This is a genomic window from Sphaerotilus sp. FB-3 (assembly GCF_023706025.1).
GTDB lineage: Bacteria > Pseudomonadota > Gammaproteobacteria > Burkholderiales > Burkholderiaceae_C > Sphaerotilus > Sphaerotilus sulfidivorans.
In genome coordinates this window covers 302699-320294 of sequence record NZ_BQWE01000057.1, presented here as the reverse complement: position 1 = coordinate 320294, position 17596 = coordinate 302699, and the positions used below count along the sequence as shown (strand labels likewise).

The window sequence follows — 17596 nt, the reverse complement described above, 5'->3', positions numbered from 1 at the left end:
CTGGGCGAGGCGCTGGCGCAGGCCCTCGAGGGCCTGCGCCAGCACACCGGCGCGTCCGGTGGCAGCGTGCTGAAAGTGGAGGACGCACAGCCGGGCTGCGTGCTGCTGCGGCCCTGGCCGCTGTCGTCATGGCCGGACGAGGACCGCATCGATCTCGACCAGCTGGCGCCCTGTGCGCCGGGCCAGGGCGTGCTCGGTCAGGCCCTGTCCACGCTGGCGCCGGCCCAGGGCCGGATCTGCCCCGATGCCCTCGTGCCGATGCCCTGGTGGCCGCCGGGCCTGAGCGCTCTGCTGGTGCTGCCGGTGGTCTGCGCCGACCGCGCGGTGGCGGTGCTGGAGCTGCACCAGCCGCGCCCGCTGGCCGCCGAGGCCAGCCTGGAACTCGAATGGCTCGGGCAGACGCTCGGGCTGCTGGCCGAGCGTGACCGCCAGCGCGAGCGGCTGGCGCAGGCGGGCCGGCGCGAGGCCCGGCTGCAGATGCTGGCCTCGCGCATCGGCCAGGGCGTGCTGATCACCGATGCCCAGGGCCGGGTCGAGTGGGTGCATCCCGGCTTCGCCCAGGTGAGCGGCCATGCGCCGGAGCGCCTGCAGGGCCGGTGGCTCTGGGAGATCCTGCCCGGCACGGGGGGCGAGGACACGCGCGCCGCGCTGATGCTGCGCGACAGCCTGCTGCGCGGCGACGACTTCGTGCGCGAGATGGTGGCGCTGCGCGGCGTCGACGATGTGCTGCCCGGCGGCAGCTACTGGCTGGAGATCGACGGGCGTGTCGTCATCGATACCGTCGAGTGCCAGCCGCGGCGGGTCTGCGTCTGCCGGGATGTGACCGACCGCAAGGAGCGCGAGTTCGGCATCGACGAGGGGCGTGCGCTGCTGGCGGTGCTGACCGAGCACATTCCGATCAGCCTGGTGGTGCTGGATGCGCAGCAGTTCCGTGTGGTGTCGCTGAACCAGCAGGCCGAGCTGGAGTTCTCGGTGGCGGGCGAGCAGGCCAGCGGCTGGGGGCTCGACGAGCTGCTGGGCGCGCCGGTGGAGGAGCGTCTGCGCCCGCAGCTGGTGCGTGCGCTGGGCAGCACCGGCTCGGTCGAGCATGAATTTTCCTGTCCGGGCGGCGCAGACGGCGAGCGGCTGTTCAGCGCCCGCCATGTCGCGGTGCGCAACCGGCTGGGCCGTCCGACGGTGCTGATCTGCCAGCTGCGCGACATCACCCAGCAGCGCCGCGACGCGCAGCAGCTGCGCGAGTCCGAGGAACGCTACCGCGAGCTGGTCGAGGCGATCGACGAGGGTGTCTTCGTCACCAGCAACCGCAGTGCGGAGCCGAGCTATGTCGGCGCGCGGGTGCTCGACATGCTGGGCCTGCCGGGCCAGCCGCCCTGGCCGGCCGACGGGCTGCTGTCGCTGCGGGTGCTCGAGCAGGACCGGCCGCTGCTGGCGCGCCAGCGCGAGCTCGAGCGCCAGGGCAGCGCCAGCGACGTGACGCTGCGCATCCACCACCCGGTGCACGGCCTGCGCTGGCTGCGTCAGCGCACCCGGGTGCGCCAGCTGCCCGGCGGCGAGGTGCGTGTCTACGGCCTGCTCGACGATGTGACCGAGGAGCGCGAGCGCGAGCTGCAGCTGCAGACCGCGCGCGATGCCGCCGAGAGCGCCAGCCGGGCCAAGAGCCAGTTCATGGCGACGATGAGCCATGAGATCCGCACGCCGATGAACGGCATTCTCGGCATGACCGAGCTGCTGCTTGGCACCCGGCTCGACGACCGCCAGCGCCGCTTCGCGCAGGCGGTCTACCGCTCGGGCGAGTCGCTGCTGGAGATCATCAACGACGTGCTGGACTTCGCCAAGATCGAGGCCGGCCGGCTCGAGCTGGTCACCACCGAGTTCGGCCTGCATGCGCTGCTCGACGACACGCTGGAGCTGCTGGCGCCGCGGGCGCACGAAAAGGGACTGGAGCTGATCGCGCAGGCCGGTGATGAGCTGCCGCCGGTGGTGTGTGCCGATGCGCTGCGGCTGCGCCAGGTGCTGAGCAATCTGGTCTCGAACGCGATCAAGTTCACCGAGCGCGGCGAGGTGACGGTCGATCTGCGTCTGCTGTCGCCCCCCCAGCCCTCGCACGGCGATCCGGCTGACGGTGTGCGCCATGACCTCGTCTTCGAGGTGCGCGACACCGGCATCGGCATCGCGCCGGAGGCGGTGCCGCGGCTGTTCACCGCCTTCACCCAGGTGCATGAGGGCATGGCGCGGCGCTACGGCGGCACCGGCCTGGGCCTGGCGATCTCGCGTCAGCTCGTCGAGCTGATGGGCGGCACCATCGAGGTCGAGAGCCGGCCCGGTCTGGGCTCGGTCTTTCGTTTCACGGTGCCGGTCGGCCTGCCGGCAGCGGGCGCGCCCGGCCCGGCGCCCGAGGTCGGGCCGGCTGCCGCTTCGCCGCCGCAGGATCCCGCCCTGGGCGATCCGGCCGAGACGGCCCCGCTGCCGGGCCTGTCGGTGCTGGTGGTCGACGATCACGAGACCAACCGCACGGTGCTCGACAACCTGCTCGGCGCCTGGGGACTGCGGGTGACGCTGGCCGGCGGCGGCGAGCAGGCGCTGGCGCTGCTGCGCCAGCAGGCGCAGCGCCCGGGCGAGCTGCCCTTCGACCTGCTGCTGATCGACTGGCACATGCCCGACATGGACGGCATCGCGCTGGCGCAGCACCTGCGGCAGCAGGGCCTGGCCCGGCAGGCGCACAAGGTGCTGCTGTCGTCGGTGGCGGCACCTGACGACGCACGCATCGCCCGCGACGCCGGCTTCGATCTGTTCCTGCACAAGCCGGTGCGCCGCACCGAGCTGCGCCAGCTGATCCTGGGCCTGGGCGCCGAGGCCCGGCCGGCCGGCGAGGTGGTGGCGCCGCAGTTCGGCGCGCAGGTGCTGGTGGTCGAGGACAACCCGGTCAATCAGGAGGTCATGGGCCAGATGCTGCAGCGCCTGGGCTGCGCGGTGCGGGTGGCCGGCTCGGCGATGGAGGGCCTGCGCCAGCTCTGCGAGCGCCGCTTCGACCTGGTGCTGATGGACATCCAGATGCCGGGCATGGACGGCATCGAGGCGCTGCGCTGCCTGCGCAGCGGCCCGGATGCGCGCTGGCGCTTCGTCACGCCGCGGCGCACGCCGGTCATCGCGGTGACCGCCAATGCGCTCGCGGGCGACGAGGACCGCTTCCTGTCGCTGGGCTTCGATGCCTATCTGGCCAAGCCCTATCGCCAGACCCAGCTGCTGGCGCTGCTGGCACGCTTCCTGGGCGATCGGCTCGGGCCCGAGGGCATGGCCGAGGTCGAGGCGGCGGCGCACACCGCGCCGGGCGAACTCGCGCCGGCACGCGTCGATTCCGAACTCGAGCGCATCGAGCATTCGCTGCGGCTGGACCTGCCCGAGCCGGAGCCGGAACCGCCGCCCGAGCCGCAGCCCGAACTGCTGGATCCGCAGGCGATGAAGCGCCTGCAGGATCTCGACCCGGGCGGGCGCAACCAGCTGGTGCGCCGGGTGATGCAGGCCTTCGACGCCTCGATCGGCCGGCTGCTGCCGATGCTCGAGCCCGGGCCGCTCGGACATGATCCGGCCGCGGTGCGCCATGTCACCCATACCCTGCGCTCGTCGGCGGCCAGCCTCGGGGCGCTGCGGCTGGCGGCGCTGTGCGGCGAGTGCGAGCAGGCGCTGCGCCAGGGCCAGGATGCCCGGACCCTGGCGACGATGCTCCAGGGCCTGAGCGAGGAGATGATCCGCATCCAGACCGGGGTGCGGCAGCGGCTGGAGACGATGACGGCGGCGGCCCCGGTCAAGGCCGCGCAGACAGGACGATTGCAGTGAATCTTCGACACATGGACAGGGACAGGGGCAGGGGCAGGGATCTTGGCGATGAGCTGGACATGCCCGACCTCGGGCAGGGCGACCGCGCGCCGCGTGTCCTGCTGGTCGACGACGATCCGGTCAATCTGCTGCTGACCGCCGCCGCGCTGCGCGATCGCGGCTTTTCCGTGAGCGAGGCCGAGGGCGGACTGGCGGCGCTGCGCCAGCTCGCCGACTGGCTGCCCGACGTGATCGTGCTCGACGCGATGATGCCGGGCATCGACGGCTTCGAGACCTGCCGCGAGCTGCGCGAGCTGCCCGGCTTCGAGCTGATGCCGGTGCTGATGCTGACCGGGCTGGAGGACGAGGGTTCGATCGAGCAGGCCTTCGAGGCCGGCGCGACCGACTTCTTCGTCAAGTCCCACCAGTGGACGCTGCTGGCGGCACGGCTGCACTACCTGCTGCGCTCGGCCCGGGTGCAGATGGAGCTGCTGCGCAGCCAGGCGCGCCTGTCGCGGGCGCAGGATCTGGCCCGCATGGGCAGCTTCGAGTGGCGCGACGGCCAGGGCCTGGTGCTCGAGCCCGAGGCCCTGCGGGTGCTGGGGCGCAGCCATGCCGGCGCGCTGTCGCCGGTGGAGGTGCTTCATCTGGTGGTGCCGGCGCAGCGCCGGCCGATGCTGGCGCGCCTGCGCGAGGCGGTGCGCCAGGCCTGCATGATCGACTGCGATGTGGCGATCCGCGGCGAGCGGGTGCTGCATGTCGAGGCCGAGCCGCAGTTCGACGAGCAGGGCCGGCTGGCCGGCTACGGCGGCATCCTGCAGGATGTGACCGAGCGCCGCCAGGCCGAGGACAAGATCCGGGTGCTGGCCAACTTCGACTCGCTGACCCAGCTGCCCAACCGCCACCAGCTGATCTGGCGTGCCGGCAAGGCGCTGGAGAGCGCGCAGCGGCTGGGCCACACCTTCGCGCTGCTGCTGATCGACCTGGACCGCTTCAAGACCATCAACGACACCCTCGGCCATGCGCGCGGCGACGACCTGCTGGTGGAGATCGGCCGGCGCCTGCGCAGCTGCGTGCATCACTGCGACCAGATTCTCGATCCCGGCATCGACAGCGCCACGCTGCGCTCGCACCGCGCGCTGGAGGCGGTCGGCCGGCTCGGCGGCGACGAGTTCGTCGCGCTGCTGCCCGAGGTGGCCGACGAGGCGCAGGCGGTCGCGGTGGCCGACGCGATGCTGCAGGCGCTGCGCGAGCCGGTGGTGCTGGCCGGGCGCGAGTACTTCGTCACCGCCAGCATCGGCGTGGGCCTGTATCCGCGCGACGGCGTCTCGGTGGTCGATCTGCTGCGCAATGCCGACATGGCGATGTACGCCGCCAAGGCCGACGGGCGCAATGCCCGCCATGTCTTCCATCCCGATCTGGTCGGGCGCGGCCGCGAGAAGCTCGAGATCGAGACCGCGCTGCACAAGGCGCTCGAGCGCGGCGAGCTGGTGCTGCACTACCAGCCGCAGGTCGACGTGATCGATGGCCGGGTGCGCGCGGTCGAGGCGCTGATGCGCTGGCGGCGGGACGGCGGCGGCCTGGTCCAGCCGGCCGACTTCATCCCGGTGGCCGAGGAGACCGGCCTGATCGTGCCGATGAGCGAGTGGGCGATCGGCGAGGCCGCGCGCCAGATCGCCGCCTGGCGCGACCATCACGGCATCGAGCTGGTGGTGGCGGTCAATCTGCCCAGCCGCGCCTTCGAGCGCTTCGATCTGGTCGAGCAGGTGCGCGAGGCCGCGCAGTCCGCCGGGCTGCCGGCGCGTGCGCTGCAGCTCGAGATCACCGAGACCGGGCTGATGCGCAATCTCGACCAGGTCATCCCGGTGCTGCACCGGCTGACCCAGGCCGGCATCGAGATCGCGATCGACGACTTCGGCACCGGCTACTCCTCGCTGGCCTATCTGACCCAGCTGCCGATCCGCGAGCTCAAGATCGACCGCTCCTTCGTGTGCCATCTCGGCGAGCGCGAGCAGAGCACCGCGGTGGTGACGGCGGTGGTGGCGCTGGCGCGCTCGCTGCGGCTGCGGGTGGTGGCCGAAGGGGTGGAGACCGACCTGCAGGAGCAGGTGCTGCGCGGGCTGGGCTGCGACACCCTGCAGGGCCGGCGCTTCGCGCATCCGATGCCGGCCGACGAGGTGGTTCGCTGGCTCAGGCGCCGAGCCGGGCGCGGCGTCTGAGCCACAGTGTGGGTGGCATCGTCGGTGGTGCGGCGAGATTCCGCGGTATTCCGCGGCAATCGTGCCGGTTCGGCGGGGCTCGACCTGGAAACCCGAGGTTCCATGGCGACAGAATCCGGGCAGGCCCGGGGTGCATTAGGATCGCGGGCGCTTCGAGCCAACCGACCGAATCGACAGGGACCGCCCCCATGAACCGACACGCTGCCCGCCTTCTTCCGCTGACCGCCATGCTGCTGCTGGCCGCCCAGGCCGCGCAGGCCGAGACCAGCCCCTGGTACGTCGGCGCCTCCCAGGCCTTCACCCGCAACAGCAATGTCTTCTACGGCGTCGACGACAAGGCGCTGTCGGACACCATCTCCTCGACCGGCGTGCGCCTGGGCCTGGACCAGCCGATCAGCCGCCAGCGCCTGTCGGCCAGCCTGAGCGCCAACCACAACCGCTACAGCAGCCTCGACTACCTGAACAACACCGACTATGCGCTCGACGCCCGGCTCGATCTCGAGACGGTCGAGCGGGTGTCCGGCGTGGTGGTGCTGCGTGCCGCGCAGAGCCTGCCGACCGATTCCAACTACCTGACGACCGGCCAGCGCAACCTGCTGAGCACCCGCTCGCTCAATGCCACCGGCCGGGTCGGTCTGGTGACGATGTGGACCTTCGAGGCCGGCGCGGCCGCCAGCCAGACCCGCTACAGCGCGACGGCCTACCGCGGCTCCAATGCCGACCAGACCTCGTTCAACGCCGGCTTCCGGGTGCGCCCGGCCAGCGGCCTGACGCTGGGCGCCAGCCTGCGTCATGGCAAGGTCGACTATGTCGATGTCGGCAGCGAGGTGGGCCGCAACGACCTGGACCTGCTGGCCTTCGTCAATCCGGGTGGCGCCAGCAGCTACGACGCCCGCCTGAGCCTGACCCGCGAGGCCTACACCTATGCCACCGGCCTCGAGCGCGACCGCAATGCCTGGACCGGCTCGCTGGGCTGGAACTGGAGGCCGACCGGCAAGTTCTCGACCCAGCTGCGTCTGAGCCGCGACACCAGCAACGCCAGCTTCGACTATGTCAGCAACCTGCTGCGCGCCAACACCGACCAGGCCCAGAACACCACCTCGCTGCGGCTGGGCGCCAACTGGCAGGCGACCGCGAAGATCGGCGTCGATGCCGGCCTGACCTACGCACGTCGCTCGCTCGAGCAGGGCCTGATCAGCGGCAGCGACCGCACCACCGGCCTGTCGCTGAATGTCAGCTACGCGCTGATGCGCAACATCGATCTGGGCTGCGGCCTGACCTGGGCGAACCGTTCGGTGTCCTACGCCACCACCAGCCAGCTGTCGACCCAGTACAAGGTCACCACCTACAGCTGCTCCGGCCAGATCTATCTGCGCTGAGGAGCGCACTGAGCGCGCCGAGCGCATGCCGGATGCATGAAGAAGGGGCGCCGCGGCGCCCCTTGTCGTTGCGGGCCGACTTCGGCCCGCGCTCCGGCGTCCGGACGCTCAGCGCCGGCCGATCGACAGATACTCCAGCCCGAAGGAGCGAATCAGCTCCGGCTCGTACAGGTTGCGGCCGTCGAAGACGATCCTGTCGCGCAGGCTGGCGGCGATGCCTTCGAAGTCCGGCGTGCGGAATTCCTTCCACTCGGTGACGATCACCAGCGCGTCGGCGCCTTCCAGCGCCTGCTTCTGGCCTTCGGCATAGCTCAGGCCCGCCCAGCCCTCCATCACCCGCTGCGCCTCGGTGGCCGCCACCGGGTCATAGGCCTGCACCTTGGCGCCGCGTGCCAGCAGCTCCTTGATGATCACCCGGCTCGGCGCTTCGCGCATGTCGTCGGTGTTGGGCTTGAACGCCAGGCCCCACATCGCGAAGGTCTTGCCCGACAGGTCCTCGCCGTACCGGGCGACGATCTTGTGCACGAGGACCATCTTCTGCTCCTCGTTGACCTCCTCGACCGCTGTCAGCATCTTGCTCGGCATGCCGTTCTCGGCCGCGATCATCGCCAGCGCCTTCACGTCCTTCGGGAAGCAGCTGCCGCCGTAGCCCACGCCCGGGTACAGGAACTGCGTGCCGATGCGCGGATCCGAGCCGATGCCCACCCGCACCATCTCGATGTCGGCGCCCACCTTCTCGGCCAGCCGGCTCAGCTCGTTCATGAAGCTGATGCGCGTGGCCAGCATGCAGTTGGCCGCGTACTTGATGAACTCCGCCGAGCGGATGTCGGTGATGATCATCCGGTCGCGGTTGCGCACGAAGGGCTGGTACAGCGCCTTCATCAGCAGGATCGCGCGCTCGTCCTCGGCGCCCACCACGATGCGGTCCGGGCGCATGAAGTCCGCCACCGCCGCGCCTTCCTTCAGGAATTCGGGGTTCGAGCACACCGAGAACTCCATCTCCGACAGGCCGCGCTTGGCCAGTTCGTCGGCCACCGCCGCACGCACCTTGTCGCCCGTGCCCACCGGCACCGTGCTCTTGTCGACGATCACCTTGTGGTCCGTCATCAGCCGGCCGATGTTGCGCGCCGCCGCCGTCACGTATTGCAGGTCCGCCGAGCCGTCCTCGTCCGGCGGCGTGCCCACCGCGATGAACTGCAGCGTGCCGTGCGCCACCGACTTCTCGATGTCGGTGGTGAACTCCAGCCGGCCCGCCGCCACGTTGCGCCGGACCACTTCCAGCAGCCCCGGCTCGTGGATCGGGATGCCCCCGTCGTTCAGGATCCTGATCTTGGCCGGATCCACGTCCAGGCACATCACATGATTGCCCATTTCCGACAGGCAGGCGCCGGTCACAAGGCCCACATAGCCGGTGCCGATGACGGTGACTTTCATTGCTTGGATGTCCTCAAAAACGAAGCGCCCGACAGGAGCGCGAAAAGAAGTGCGAAATGGTGTTCAGGTTGCAGACTGGACGCCAGCATTGGAATCCAGATCCCAGCGGTCCGCCTTTTTAGCGGATGAGCCAGGCACGGATGCTGACGCCACCAGGGTTGACCCGCATTGTCAGGGTTGATCGTGCTTGGATTCTGTTAAGAATGCTCTGCAGAACTTGCGGCGCGATGTACATAAGTCATGAAATCGAGGGTGTCTGATGCCTGCCACACCCGAACCGGGCATCTCCTGCGGCTAAGCGTGACCTGGGCCTCGCGGGGCCGCCCCCAGATGCCCCGCCATCCACCCCGCCAGCGCCTCGGGCTGGTCGTGGTGCAGCATGTGGCCGCAGTCGTCGAGCGTGGCGCGCGCGAGCTGCGGCACGGCGGCCAAGCGTGCCTCGAAGTCCTCGCGCGGGTAGCGGTCGCCCCACCACTTGCTCACGTCGGTCTGGCTGCCCTCGACCCACAGCACCGGCGCGGTGATCCGCGCCCAGCAGGCCACGGCCTCCTCCTTGCGGTAGAGCACCGGGTTGAGCTGCTTGTGCGCGGGGTCGCCGAGGATCTCGAAGCGTCCGGCCTCGTTGCGCCGTGACCAGTGCGGCGCCAGCCAGTCGGCGAAGTCGGCGCGCAGGCGCGGGTTGTTCTTCCTCAGCCGCGCGGCCACCGCGTCCAGGCTGTCGTAGTCGCGCAGCGTGGCGGGTTCGCGCAGCTGGTCGAGCCACTGCGCGTAGCGGCCCGGCGCCTGCGCCGGGTGGCTCTGCGGCAGGCCGAAGCCCTCCAGATTGACCAGGCGGCGCACCCGCGCCGGGCGGATGCCGGCATACATCATCGCCACATTGCCGCCCATGCTGTGGCCGACCAGATCGACCACCGGCTCGTGCGCCAGCCCCAGGCCGGGCGCACGCAGCAGCGCGTCGAGGTCGGCCAGGTAGTCCGGGAACCAGAAGGTGTCGGTGCGCTGGCCGCCGGGCGCGCTGTCGCTGCGGCCGAAGCCGCGCCAGTCGGGCGCGATGATGAAGCGCGCCGCGCCGGCGCCGTGCCGGGCCTCGAGCGCGTCGAGCGCATCGACCAGGAACTGGAAGGAGGCGCCGACGTCCATCCAGCCGTGCACCAGCACCAGCGGCGGCCGCTCGGGCGTGGCCAGCGCGGGCTCGCCCCAGGTCATCACATGGCAGCGCAGCCCGCGCAGCGGCACGAACAGCGAGCGCGCGCGCCGGCGCGGGACGTAGGGCAGGGCAGGTGCGGGGGTGGCGGTGGAGGTGTGCATCCGCGCCACTGTAGGGGCTGGCCGCCCCGGCCGGGTGTCCGGCCGGTGACGCCCGCCGTGTCCGCCGGATCAGTCCGGCACGCTGACCGTGCCGGCGGCGAAGTCGATCTGGTCGGCGCTGGCCGGGCTGGCGCTGATGGCGGGCAGATTGGCCGCGGTGATCGCCGGCGCGGCGCCTGCGGTGCCGCCGCGCGGCGTGGTGCGCACCACCTGCGAGGGCGGCAGCGCCTTGCCCGAGCGCAGGTGGTCCCACATCCAGTTCAGCGCCTGCAGGTTGTAGTGGTGCAGCGGCACGAAGCGGGTGTCGTAGCCGGGCAGCAGGCCGATGAAGGCGTCGAAGTGCTGCGCGTGGGTCACCTCGATGTAGCTCAGCCGGCTGGCGCTGCCGTCGACCTGGCGGCTCAGGCCGAAGTAGGGCCGCGAGCTGTGGTTGACCGGCACCAGCGTGTCGGCGCGGCCGTGCAGCATCAGCGTCGGCTTGCCCTGCAGCCGGCCGCTGCGGCGCACCTCGTCGATGCCGGCGGCCAGCGTGGCGTCGCTCAGCTTGTCGCGCAGGCACCTGGCGCCGTCGAAGTCCAGATCCTCGGTGTTGCTCGAGGCGGACCGGGCCAGCAGGTAGTTGATCGCGCCGCCGGGCGCGTTGTCGGCGATCAGCGCGATCGAGCTGGTCGGCGGCACGCCGTTGCCGATGCTGAAGAGGGTCGTCATCGGGCTGGTGGCTGCCGTGGCCGGCATGCCGGTGGCGGCGGCCACCGTCGCGAAGGAGTAGCCGCAGACCGCCGAGTCGACCCGCGCGCGGCTGTAGGCCTGCGCATAGGTCGCCGCGACGCCAGCGGTGGCGTTGGTCGCCCAGTGCGAGGCGTGCAGCAGGTCGGTCTCGGCCTCCCAGCCGGCGTCGCGCAGCTTCTGCCGGGCTTCCTCGGCCTGCTCGGCGGTGGTGGCGGCGCTCAGCAGGCCGGCACTTTTCAGGCTGGCGCAGCGGTTGGCCGCACGGGTGGCGTTGATGGTGTTGAACGGGCTGGCGGCGTTGGACGCGGCGATCGCGGCGCAGGGCTGGTAGAGGTTGGCGGTGGTGAAGTAGTCGTAGAGCGGCCGGCCGGAGGCGCTGACCGCCATGCCGCCGCGGCGCACCGCGATGCTGGCATGGGCCGGCAGGCTGACCTGCGGCTCGGTGGCGACGATGCCGTCGATCAGGCCGCCGCTGTCCTGCTCGGCCGCCGCCAGCACCGCGCCGCCGCCGTTGGAGACGCTGGCGGCGATCACCAGCGTGTTGTCCGGGCGCAGCCGCACCTTGCGCCGGTCCTTCGCATCCAGCCCGGCGTAGGTCTCGTTGAGCAGCCAGAAGGCGGTCTGGATCGAGCGCAGCGTCCACAGGCCCCAGTCCTTCTCCGGGTTGCGCTGCGAGTGCGCGTGCTTGAAGGCGTAGCGGTTCGGCCGGGCGGTGTTGACGGCCGCGCGCTCCGCGGCGCTCAGTCCGGCATTGAAGTGCGCGGCACTGCCGGCGGCCGAGGCCGCGGCGGTCGTGCCGTCGAGCCGGGTGACGGTGTCGGTGGAGAGCTCGTGCGCGCCGCTGCCGGTGCCCTTGTCGGTGTAGGCGACCGCGCAGCCGCGCTTCAGGCCCCATTCGCCGGTGGTGCCGATCGCGCCGTAGATGCCGCGCGAGCCGCTCGAGGGTGCCGCGACGATGCACGGCGCATCCGGATTGAAGCTCGCCGGCACCTGCACCATCACGCCGACATTGTCGCGTCCGGAGCCGTCGTCCATCAGCGCGCGGTACTCGATGCCGGCGATCCGGCCCTCGCCGAGCGTGTCGTTGCCGGCCAGGTCGATGTTCGGACCGTAGAGCCGGCCGTAGCCGCCGTTGGCGGTCATGTCGGCCAGCGCGCGGTAGTTGGTGTGGATGGCCAGGCGGCGCAGTTCGGCCGCGGTCGGGGCGGTCGGCGTCGCGAAGATCGGCGCGGTGGCCGAGCCCAGGCCGGTCTTGCCCAGGCCGGCGGTCAGCAGGTCGTCGCTGCTGCCGTCGTAGGAGGCGGCGCTGACGCTGCCCAGCCAGCTCGGGCGGGTGTTGATCTCGTCCTCGTCGGACAGGCTGCCACAGCCGCTGGTGCCCAGCGCGGCCAGCGCGGTGGCGGCCGCCAGCGCGATCGGGGTTCGGGTTCGCATCGGGTGTCTCCTCCTCGGGTGTCGGCGATGATCGGGCGTCGCGATCCGTCGATCCATCATGCAGATGCATCATTCATCGCCCCCCACGAATCCGTCCGATCTGTCGCTGCTTCCGGTGCTGCCGCTGCTGGCGCTGTTCGACTGCGCCGGCGACGAGCCGCTGCCGCGCTTCGAGCGCCAGGCGCTGCGCCTGCTGGCCGATGCGCTGGACTGCGACGGCGCGGTCTGGGGCTGGGGCCGGCGCGAGGGCGGCGCGATGCGGATCCGGCATGCGGTGGTGCACCAGCGCCCGGACGGCCTGCTGAGCGACTATGCGGCGGTGGCCGCTTCCGATCCGCTGACGGCGGCCTTCATCGCCGCGCCGCGGCCGGTGCGCGGCGGTGCTGTCGACGGGCCGCTCGGCCTGTACCGGTCCGCCGGCCACGCCGACCTGCGCGACTATCTGGCGCAGTACGACATCGCCCAGCTGATGCTCGGCGGCCTGGAGGAGGGCGATGGCGACGATCTGGTCTGGCTGACGCTCTACCGCGCCGAGGCGAACCGGCCGCTGGGTGGGCGAGAGCAGCTCGCGCTGGCGCAGGCGCTGCCTTTCTGGCGTCAGGCGCACCGGCTTGCGACGCGGCTGGCGCAGGCCGAGGCCGCCGGCCGGCCCGCGCCGCCATCCTGCCTGGCGCGGCTCGGCGCGCGCGAGGCCGAGGTGGCGCGCCGCTATGCCGCGGGCGAGTCCTACAAGGTCATCGCCCGGGCGATGGGCGTGGCGCCCGACACGGTGCGCAGCCAGCTGCAGCAGGTCTACCGCAAGCTCGGCGTGCACGACAAGATCGCGCTGCTGCGCGCGATCGATGCCGGCGCCGGGGGCACCGACGCCGGTCCTCAGGCCGAGGGCGGGTCCTGGAAGCCGCCGGCGCGGTAGGTCAGCACCAGCGTGTCGCGCCAGCCGCGATCGCCGTCGGGCTGGATCGGCGTGCTCTCGTGAATGACCCGCGGATCGTCGAGCAGCAGCGCGCTCCAGGGCTCGTCGAGCGTGAAGCGCACGCCGTGCGGGCCCTCGGCCTCGAAGACGCGCGTCTCTCCGCCGCGCACGCCCTGGCGGTCGACCAGCACCACCGCGACGAAATTGACGCCGTCGCGGTGCGCGCCCTCCGGCGTCGGCCGGCCGACGCCGCCGGTGGTGTCGATGCGGAAGGGGTGGGCCTCGATGAACCAGCGGCCGTCGAAGGCCGGCTCGGTCGGCGTGTCGTGCGCGGCCGCGGCGAAGACCTCGCCCAGCCGCGCCACCAGCGCCAGGAAGGCGGGCGAGGCGGCCATCGCCGGGTCCAGCGGCGCGAAGTGGCGCAGCATGCCGCCGTGCAGCGCGTTGTAGGTGGTCGGCTGCCAGTGCGGGCGGTGCGGCACCGTCTCGAGCCGGCCGGTGCGGGTGTCCTGCACCAGGCTGCCGTGGCGGCGGCGGCGGTAGCGGCCGCCGTCCTTCAGATGCTCGTCGGCGGGCAGCTCGCGCCAGCTCGTGCCGAGCGCCTGCAGCGCCTCGCTCGGGGTGCCGGCGATCTCGGCCAGCGCGGCGGCCGACAGCCGCACGAAACCCTGCTCGCGCAGGCAGGAGGCGGCGCGCTGGCTGTCAGCGCGCTGCAGGGCGTCGGGATGGGGAAAGGTGACGGACATGATGGGGCGCGATTGTGGGTCGCGATTGTGCCGCGTCGCCCTGAGCTGTCCTTGATCCGGGTGAAGCTCAGGGCGAAGCCGCGACAGGCTTGTCCTGTGCCTTCGGAACCTCCGGTGCCTCCGGCGTCTTCGGCTCGCGCTGCCACTGCGCCAGCAGCATCGCCGCCAGCAGCAGGCCGGCGCCGCTCCAGCCGCGCAGCCCGATGCTTTCGCCCAGCACCAGCCAGCCGCCGATGGCGGAGAACACGCCCTCGCTGCTGTAGATGATGGCGGCGTGCGAGGCCTTGGCGTCGCGCTGCGCGATCACCTGCAGCGTGTAGGCCACGCCGATCGACAGGATGCCGCCCCAGGCGATGGCGCCGCCGGCCTGCAGGATGCCGTCGAGGCTGACCGGCTCGCGCACCAGCGCCGCCACCCACGACAGCGCGCCCGCCACCAGGTACTGCAGCACCGACAGCCGCAGCGGATCATGCCGGCGCGCCAGATGCCCGACCAGCAGCACATGCACCGCCCACAGCATCGCGCCGCCGAGCTGCAGCCAGTCGCCGGCCGCGATCGAGGCGTCGGGCTTGACGCTGAGGAAATACAGGCCGGCCGCCGACAGCGCCACCGCCCCCCAGACCTGCGCCGACACGCTCGCGCCGCCCAGGCGCATCAGCACCGGCACCACCACCACATACAGCCCGGTGATGAAGCCGGCATTGCTGACCGAGGTGCCCAGCAGCCCGACCTGCTGCAGATTGATCGCGATGAACAGCACCAGCCCGAGCAGCACGCCCGCGCCGATGCAGCCGCGGCTCTCGACCACCGGCATGGCCGCGAACGGCCCGCCGCGCCAGAACCACAGCGGCGCCACCAGCAGCGCGCCCAGCAGCAGGCGCGAGGCGGTGTAGGTGAAGGGCCCGACCGAGTCCATGCCCATCTGCTGCGCGACGAAGGTCGAGCCCCAGATGGCGGCGGTCAGCAGCATCAGCAGATCGGTGCGCAGCGTGCTGCGCGAGGCGGAAGAGGGCAAGGCGGACATGGAAGCGGACGAGACGGGCAGAAATTGCGCAGAATGCTGCGCATCACGAGAGACCCCGAGCGTATGAGCAGAATATTGCGCAGTCAACCCGAGACCGAAGCCGAGGCCCGCGAGGTGCCGGTGCTGGCGCATGTCGGGGCCAATCTGCGCCGGCTGCGTGCGGCCGCCGGGCTGAGCCAGGCGGCGCTGGCTGCGGCCGCCGGCCTGAGCCGGCGCACCATCGTCGGGCTGGAGGCGGGCGAGGCCAACCTCAGCCTGGCCGGCCTGGACCGGCTGGCGCGTGCGCTGGGCACCGACTTCGTCACGCTGGTGGCCGCGCCAGGCGCCGCACACCAGCGGGTCGACGCGCTGGCCTGGCGCGGCGTCCACGCCGAGAGCCGCGCGGTGCTGCTCGGCAGCGCGCCGGCGCGCAGCAGCGTCGAGCTGTGGTCCTGGACGCTCGGCCCCGGCGAGATCTACCGCGCCGAGCCCGACCCGCCGGGCTGGCACGAGATGATCGTCGTCACCGCCGGCTGCCTGCTGCTGCGCTTCGACGACGAGGTGCTGCGCCTGGAGGCCGGCGCGCACGCGATCTACGACAGCGCCCGCGCCTACGCCTACGAGAACCCGGGCGAGGTCTGCACCCGCTTCGTGCGCAGCGTGGTAGGCTGAAGCGGCGCGCGGCAGTGTCGCCTAAGATCGGTGTCCTTCCTGCAGGAGTCCTCCCGATGCAATCCGTTTCCCTCGGCCGCAGCGATCTGCGCGTCTCGCCCGTCTGCCTGGGCACGATGACCTTCGGCGAGCAGGTCGACGAGGCCGGCGCCTTCCGCATCCTGGATCGTGCGCTCGAGCTGGGCATCGACTTCATCGACACCGCCGAGATGTACGCGGTGCCGCCGCGGCGCGAGACCTTCAACGCCACCGAGATCATCCTGGGCCGCTGGCTGGCGGCGCGGCCGGGCGTGCGCGAGAAGCTGACGATCGCCACCAAGGTGGCGGGCCCGTCGCGCGGCATGGACTGGGTCCGGGCGGGCAGCGCCGACCTGAGCGCCGACGACATCGTCGCGGCCTGCGAGGGCAGCCTGCGCCGCCTGGGCGTCGAGACGATCGACCTGTACCAGCTGCACTGGCCGACCCGGCCGGTGCCGATGTTCGGCGCGACCTACTTCGATCCGGTGCGTGCGGCGAAGGCGCAGGTCACCCCGATCGAGGCGCAGCTGCGCGCGCTCGACCGGCTGGTGCGCGAGGGCAAGGTGCGCGCGATCGGCCTGTCGAACGAGACGCCCTACGGCGTGTGCGAGTTCATCCGCCTGGCCGAGCAGCACGGTCTGGCGCGGGTGGCGACGGTGCAGAACGCCTACTGCCTGGTCAACCGCGTGCCCGACAACGGCCTGGACGAGGCGATGCACCAGCACCAGGTCTCGCTGCTGGCCTACTCGCCACTGGGCTTCGGGCTGCTGACCGGCAAGTACGACGAGGTCGGCCTGCACGATCCGGCGCGGCAGCCGGGCCGGCTGGCGCTGTTCGACAGCATGAAGAAGCAGCGCTGGGCCCGGCCCGAAGCGCTGGAGGCCGCGCGTGCCTACAACGCGCTGGCGCGCGAGCACGGCCTGACGCCGACCGAGCTGGCGCTGGCCTTCTGCTACCGCCGCTGGTCGGTGGCCAGCACCATCATCGGCGTGACCAGCGTGGCGCAGCTCGAGGAGAACGTCGCGGCGTGGAACGTGGCGCTCGCGCCTGAACTGCTCGAGCGCATCGACGCGCTGCGCCGCCGCCACTGGGATGCGGCGGCCTGAGGCCGGCGGGAGCCCACGAGCGTCAGCGCGCCGCTGCCAGCGCTTCGGCCACCTGGCCCGGGTCGAAGCCCAGCCGCGCCTGGCCACGCACCAGCACCGTCGGGGTGCCGGCGGCGCCGCGGGCGCGGTACTCGGCCAGACAGGCGCTGTCGCGCTCGATGAAGCATTCCTCGAAGGGAATGCGCTGCTCGGTCAGGTACTGGCGCGCGCGGGTGCAGAACAGGCAGCTGGTCGAGGAGATCAGCTTCAGGTCGCCGGGCTGGACGAGCTGGCGCAGCGTCTCGGCATGGCTGTCGCGGGCCTGCTGCTGGACCAGACGGCCGACGCCCCAGGCGGCCACGCCGATCACCAGCGCGGCGATCAGGCCGCTGTGGCGGGCGCGGGCCCAGAGGCTCGGGCGGGGGGGCGACGTGTCGCTCATCGGGCGGCGTGCGCGTGCGCGGTTCAGGCCACCGCGGCGGTGGCGACGATCTCGATGCGCCAGTCAGGCCGTGCCAGCTTCGCCTGCACGGTCGCGCGCGGCGGCGTGTGGCCGGCCGGCACCCAGGCGTCCCAGACCGCGTTCATGCCGTCGAAGTCGGCCAGGTCGGCCAGATAGATCTGCACCATCAGCAGCCGGGTCCTGTCGGAGCCGGCGCGCTCGAGCAGGCGGTCGATCATCGCCAGCACCTGCGCGGTCTGGCCGCGGATGTCCTGGCTGGCGTCGTCGGGCACCTGGCCGGCCAGCCAGATCGTGCCGTTGTGGATGGCCATTTCCGACAGGCGCGGGCCGACGTCGAAGCGCTGCAGCGGGGCGGGGGAGGCGGTCGTCATCTCTCGAGG

At 71.9% G+C, this 17596-nt stretch carries 13 protein-coding genes; 6 read left to right on the top strand and 7 right to left on the bottom strand.

The genetic code is table 11. The annotated features are described in order from the left end of the window. The 3 genes from NFT33_RS18015 to NFT33_RS18005 all read left to right on the top strand — a co-directional run. A partial coding sequence (locus NFT33_RS18015) for a PAS domain-containing hybrid sensor histidine kinase/response regulator (protein WP_251677406.1) occupies window positions 1-3834 on the top strand: 3834 nt, incomplete at its 5' end. Between the two features lie 59 nt (window positions 3835-3893). Further along, the gene (locus NFT33_RS18010) at window positions 3894-6032 is read left to right on the top strand and encodes a putative bifunctional diguanylate cyclase/phosphodiesterase (protein WP_220784889.1); all 2139 of its coding nucleotides are present in this window, start codon (window positions 3894-3896) and stop codon (window positions 6030-6032) included. Between the two features lie 188 nt (window positions 6033-6220). Beyond that, window positions 6221-7411, top strand: coding sequence for a porin family protein (locus tag NFT33_RS18005; RefSeq protein ID WP_251677403.1), 1191 nt, complete (start codon window positions 6221-6223; stop codon window positions 7409-7411). 108 nt (window positions 7412-7519) lie between these two features. Here the strand turns inward: NFT33_RS18005 and NFT33_RS18000 are convergent, their stop codons facing one another. The 3 genes from NFT33_RS18000 to NFT33_RS17990 all read right to left on the bottom strand — a co-directional run bounded on the left by NFT33_RS18000 (window position 7520) and on the right by NFT33_RS17990 (window position 12316). Next, complete coding sequence (locus NFT33_RS18000; protein ID WP_251677401.1) at window positions 7520-8845, bottom strand: UDP-glucose dehydrogenase family protein; 1326 nt, start codon at window positions 8843-8845, stop codon at window positions 7520-7522. Window positions 8846-9139: 294 nt separating this feature from the next. Continuing rightward, the gene (locus tag NFT33_RS17995; protein ID WP_251677399.1) at window positions 9140-10153 is read right to left on the bottom strand and encodes an alpha/beta fold hydrolase; all 1014 of its coding nucleotides are present in this window, start codon (window positions 10151-10153) and stop codon (window positions 9140-9142) included. 69 nt (window positions 10154-10222) lie between these two features. Next, window positions 10223-12316, bottom strand: a complete 2094-nt coding sequence (locus tag NFT33_RS17990; protein WP_251677397.1) for a 3-hydroxybutyrate oligomer hydrolase family protein — start codon at window positions 12314-12316, stop codon at window positions 10223-10225. A 58-nt stretch (window positions 12317-12374) separates the two neighbouring features. Here NFT33_RS17990 and NFT33_RS17985 point away from each other — a divergent pair, with 58 nt between their 5' ends. Further along, window positions 12375-13229, top strand: a complete 855-nt coding sequence (locus tag NFT33_RS17985; RefSeq protein WP_251677395.1) for a helix-turn-helix transcriptional regulator — start codon at window positions 12375-12377, stop codon at window positions 13227-13229. Here NFT33_RS17985 and NFT33_RS17980 read toward each other — a convergent pair. After that, a complete protein-coding gene (locus tag NFT33_RS17980; RefSeq protein ID WP_376744181.1) occupies window positions 13190-13978 on the bottom strand; it encodes a 2OG-Fe dioxygenase family protein in 789 nt (262 codons plus the stop codon). The two genes, NFT33_RS17985 and NFT33_RS17980, sit on opposite strands and share 40 nt — an antisense overlap. A 64-nt stretch (window positions 13979-14042) precedes the next feature. Further along, a complete protein-coding gene (locus NFT33_RS17975) occupies window positions 14043-14990 on the bottom strand; it encodes a DMT family transporter (RefSeq protein ID WP_251677391.1) in 948 nt (315 codons plus the stop codon). Between the two features lie 72 nt (window positions 14991-15062). Here NFT33_RS17975 and NFT33_RS17970 point away from each other — a divergent pair, with 72 nt between their 5' ends. Together NFT33_RS17970 and NFT33_RS17965 are read left to right on the top strand one after the other, a co-directional pair. After that, a complete protein-coding gene (locus NFT33_RS17970) occupies window positions 15063-15650 on the top strand; it encodes a helix-turn-helix domain-containing protein (protein WP_251677389.1) in 588 nt (195 codons plus the stop codon). A 56-nt stretch (window positions 15651-15706) separates the two neighbouring features. Further along, window positions 15707-16774, top strand: coding sequence for an aldo/keto reductase (locus tag NFT33_RS17965; protein ID WP_251677387.1), 1068 nt, complete (start codon window positions 15707-15709; stop codon window positions 16772-16774). A gap of 22 nt (window positions 16775-16796) precedes the next feature. On the opposite strand, the gene NFT33_RS17960 is transcribed toward NFT33_RS17965, so the two are convergent. Both NFT33_RS17960 and NFT33_RS17955 read right to left on the bottom strand, forming a co-directional pair. Then, window positions 16797-17195 carry a glutaredoxin family protein gene (locus NFT33_RS17960; protein ID WP_251677385.1) on the bottom strand — a complete coding sequence of 133 codons (399 nt, stop codon included), beginning with the start codon at window positions 17193-17195 and terminating at the stop codon, window positions 16797-16799. A 23-nt stretch (window positions 17196-17218) separates the two neighbouring features. Continuing rightward, window positions 17219-17587 carry a RidA family protein gene (locus NFT33_RS17955; RefSeq protein WP_220784870.1) on the bottom strand — a complete coding sequence of 123 codons (369 nt, stop codon included), beginning with the start codon at window positions 17585-17587 and terminating at the stop codon, window positions 17219-17221. Window positions 17588-17596 lie beyond the last annotated feature (9 nt).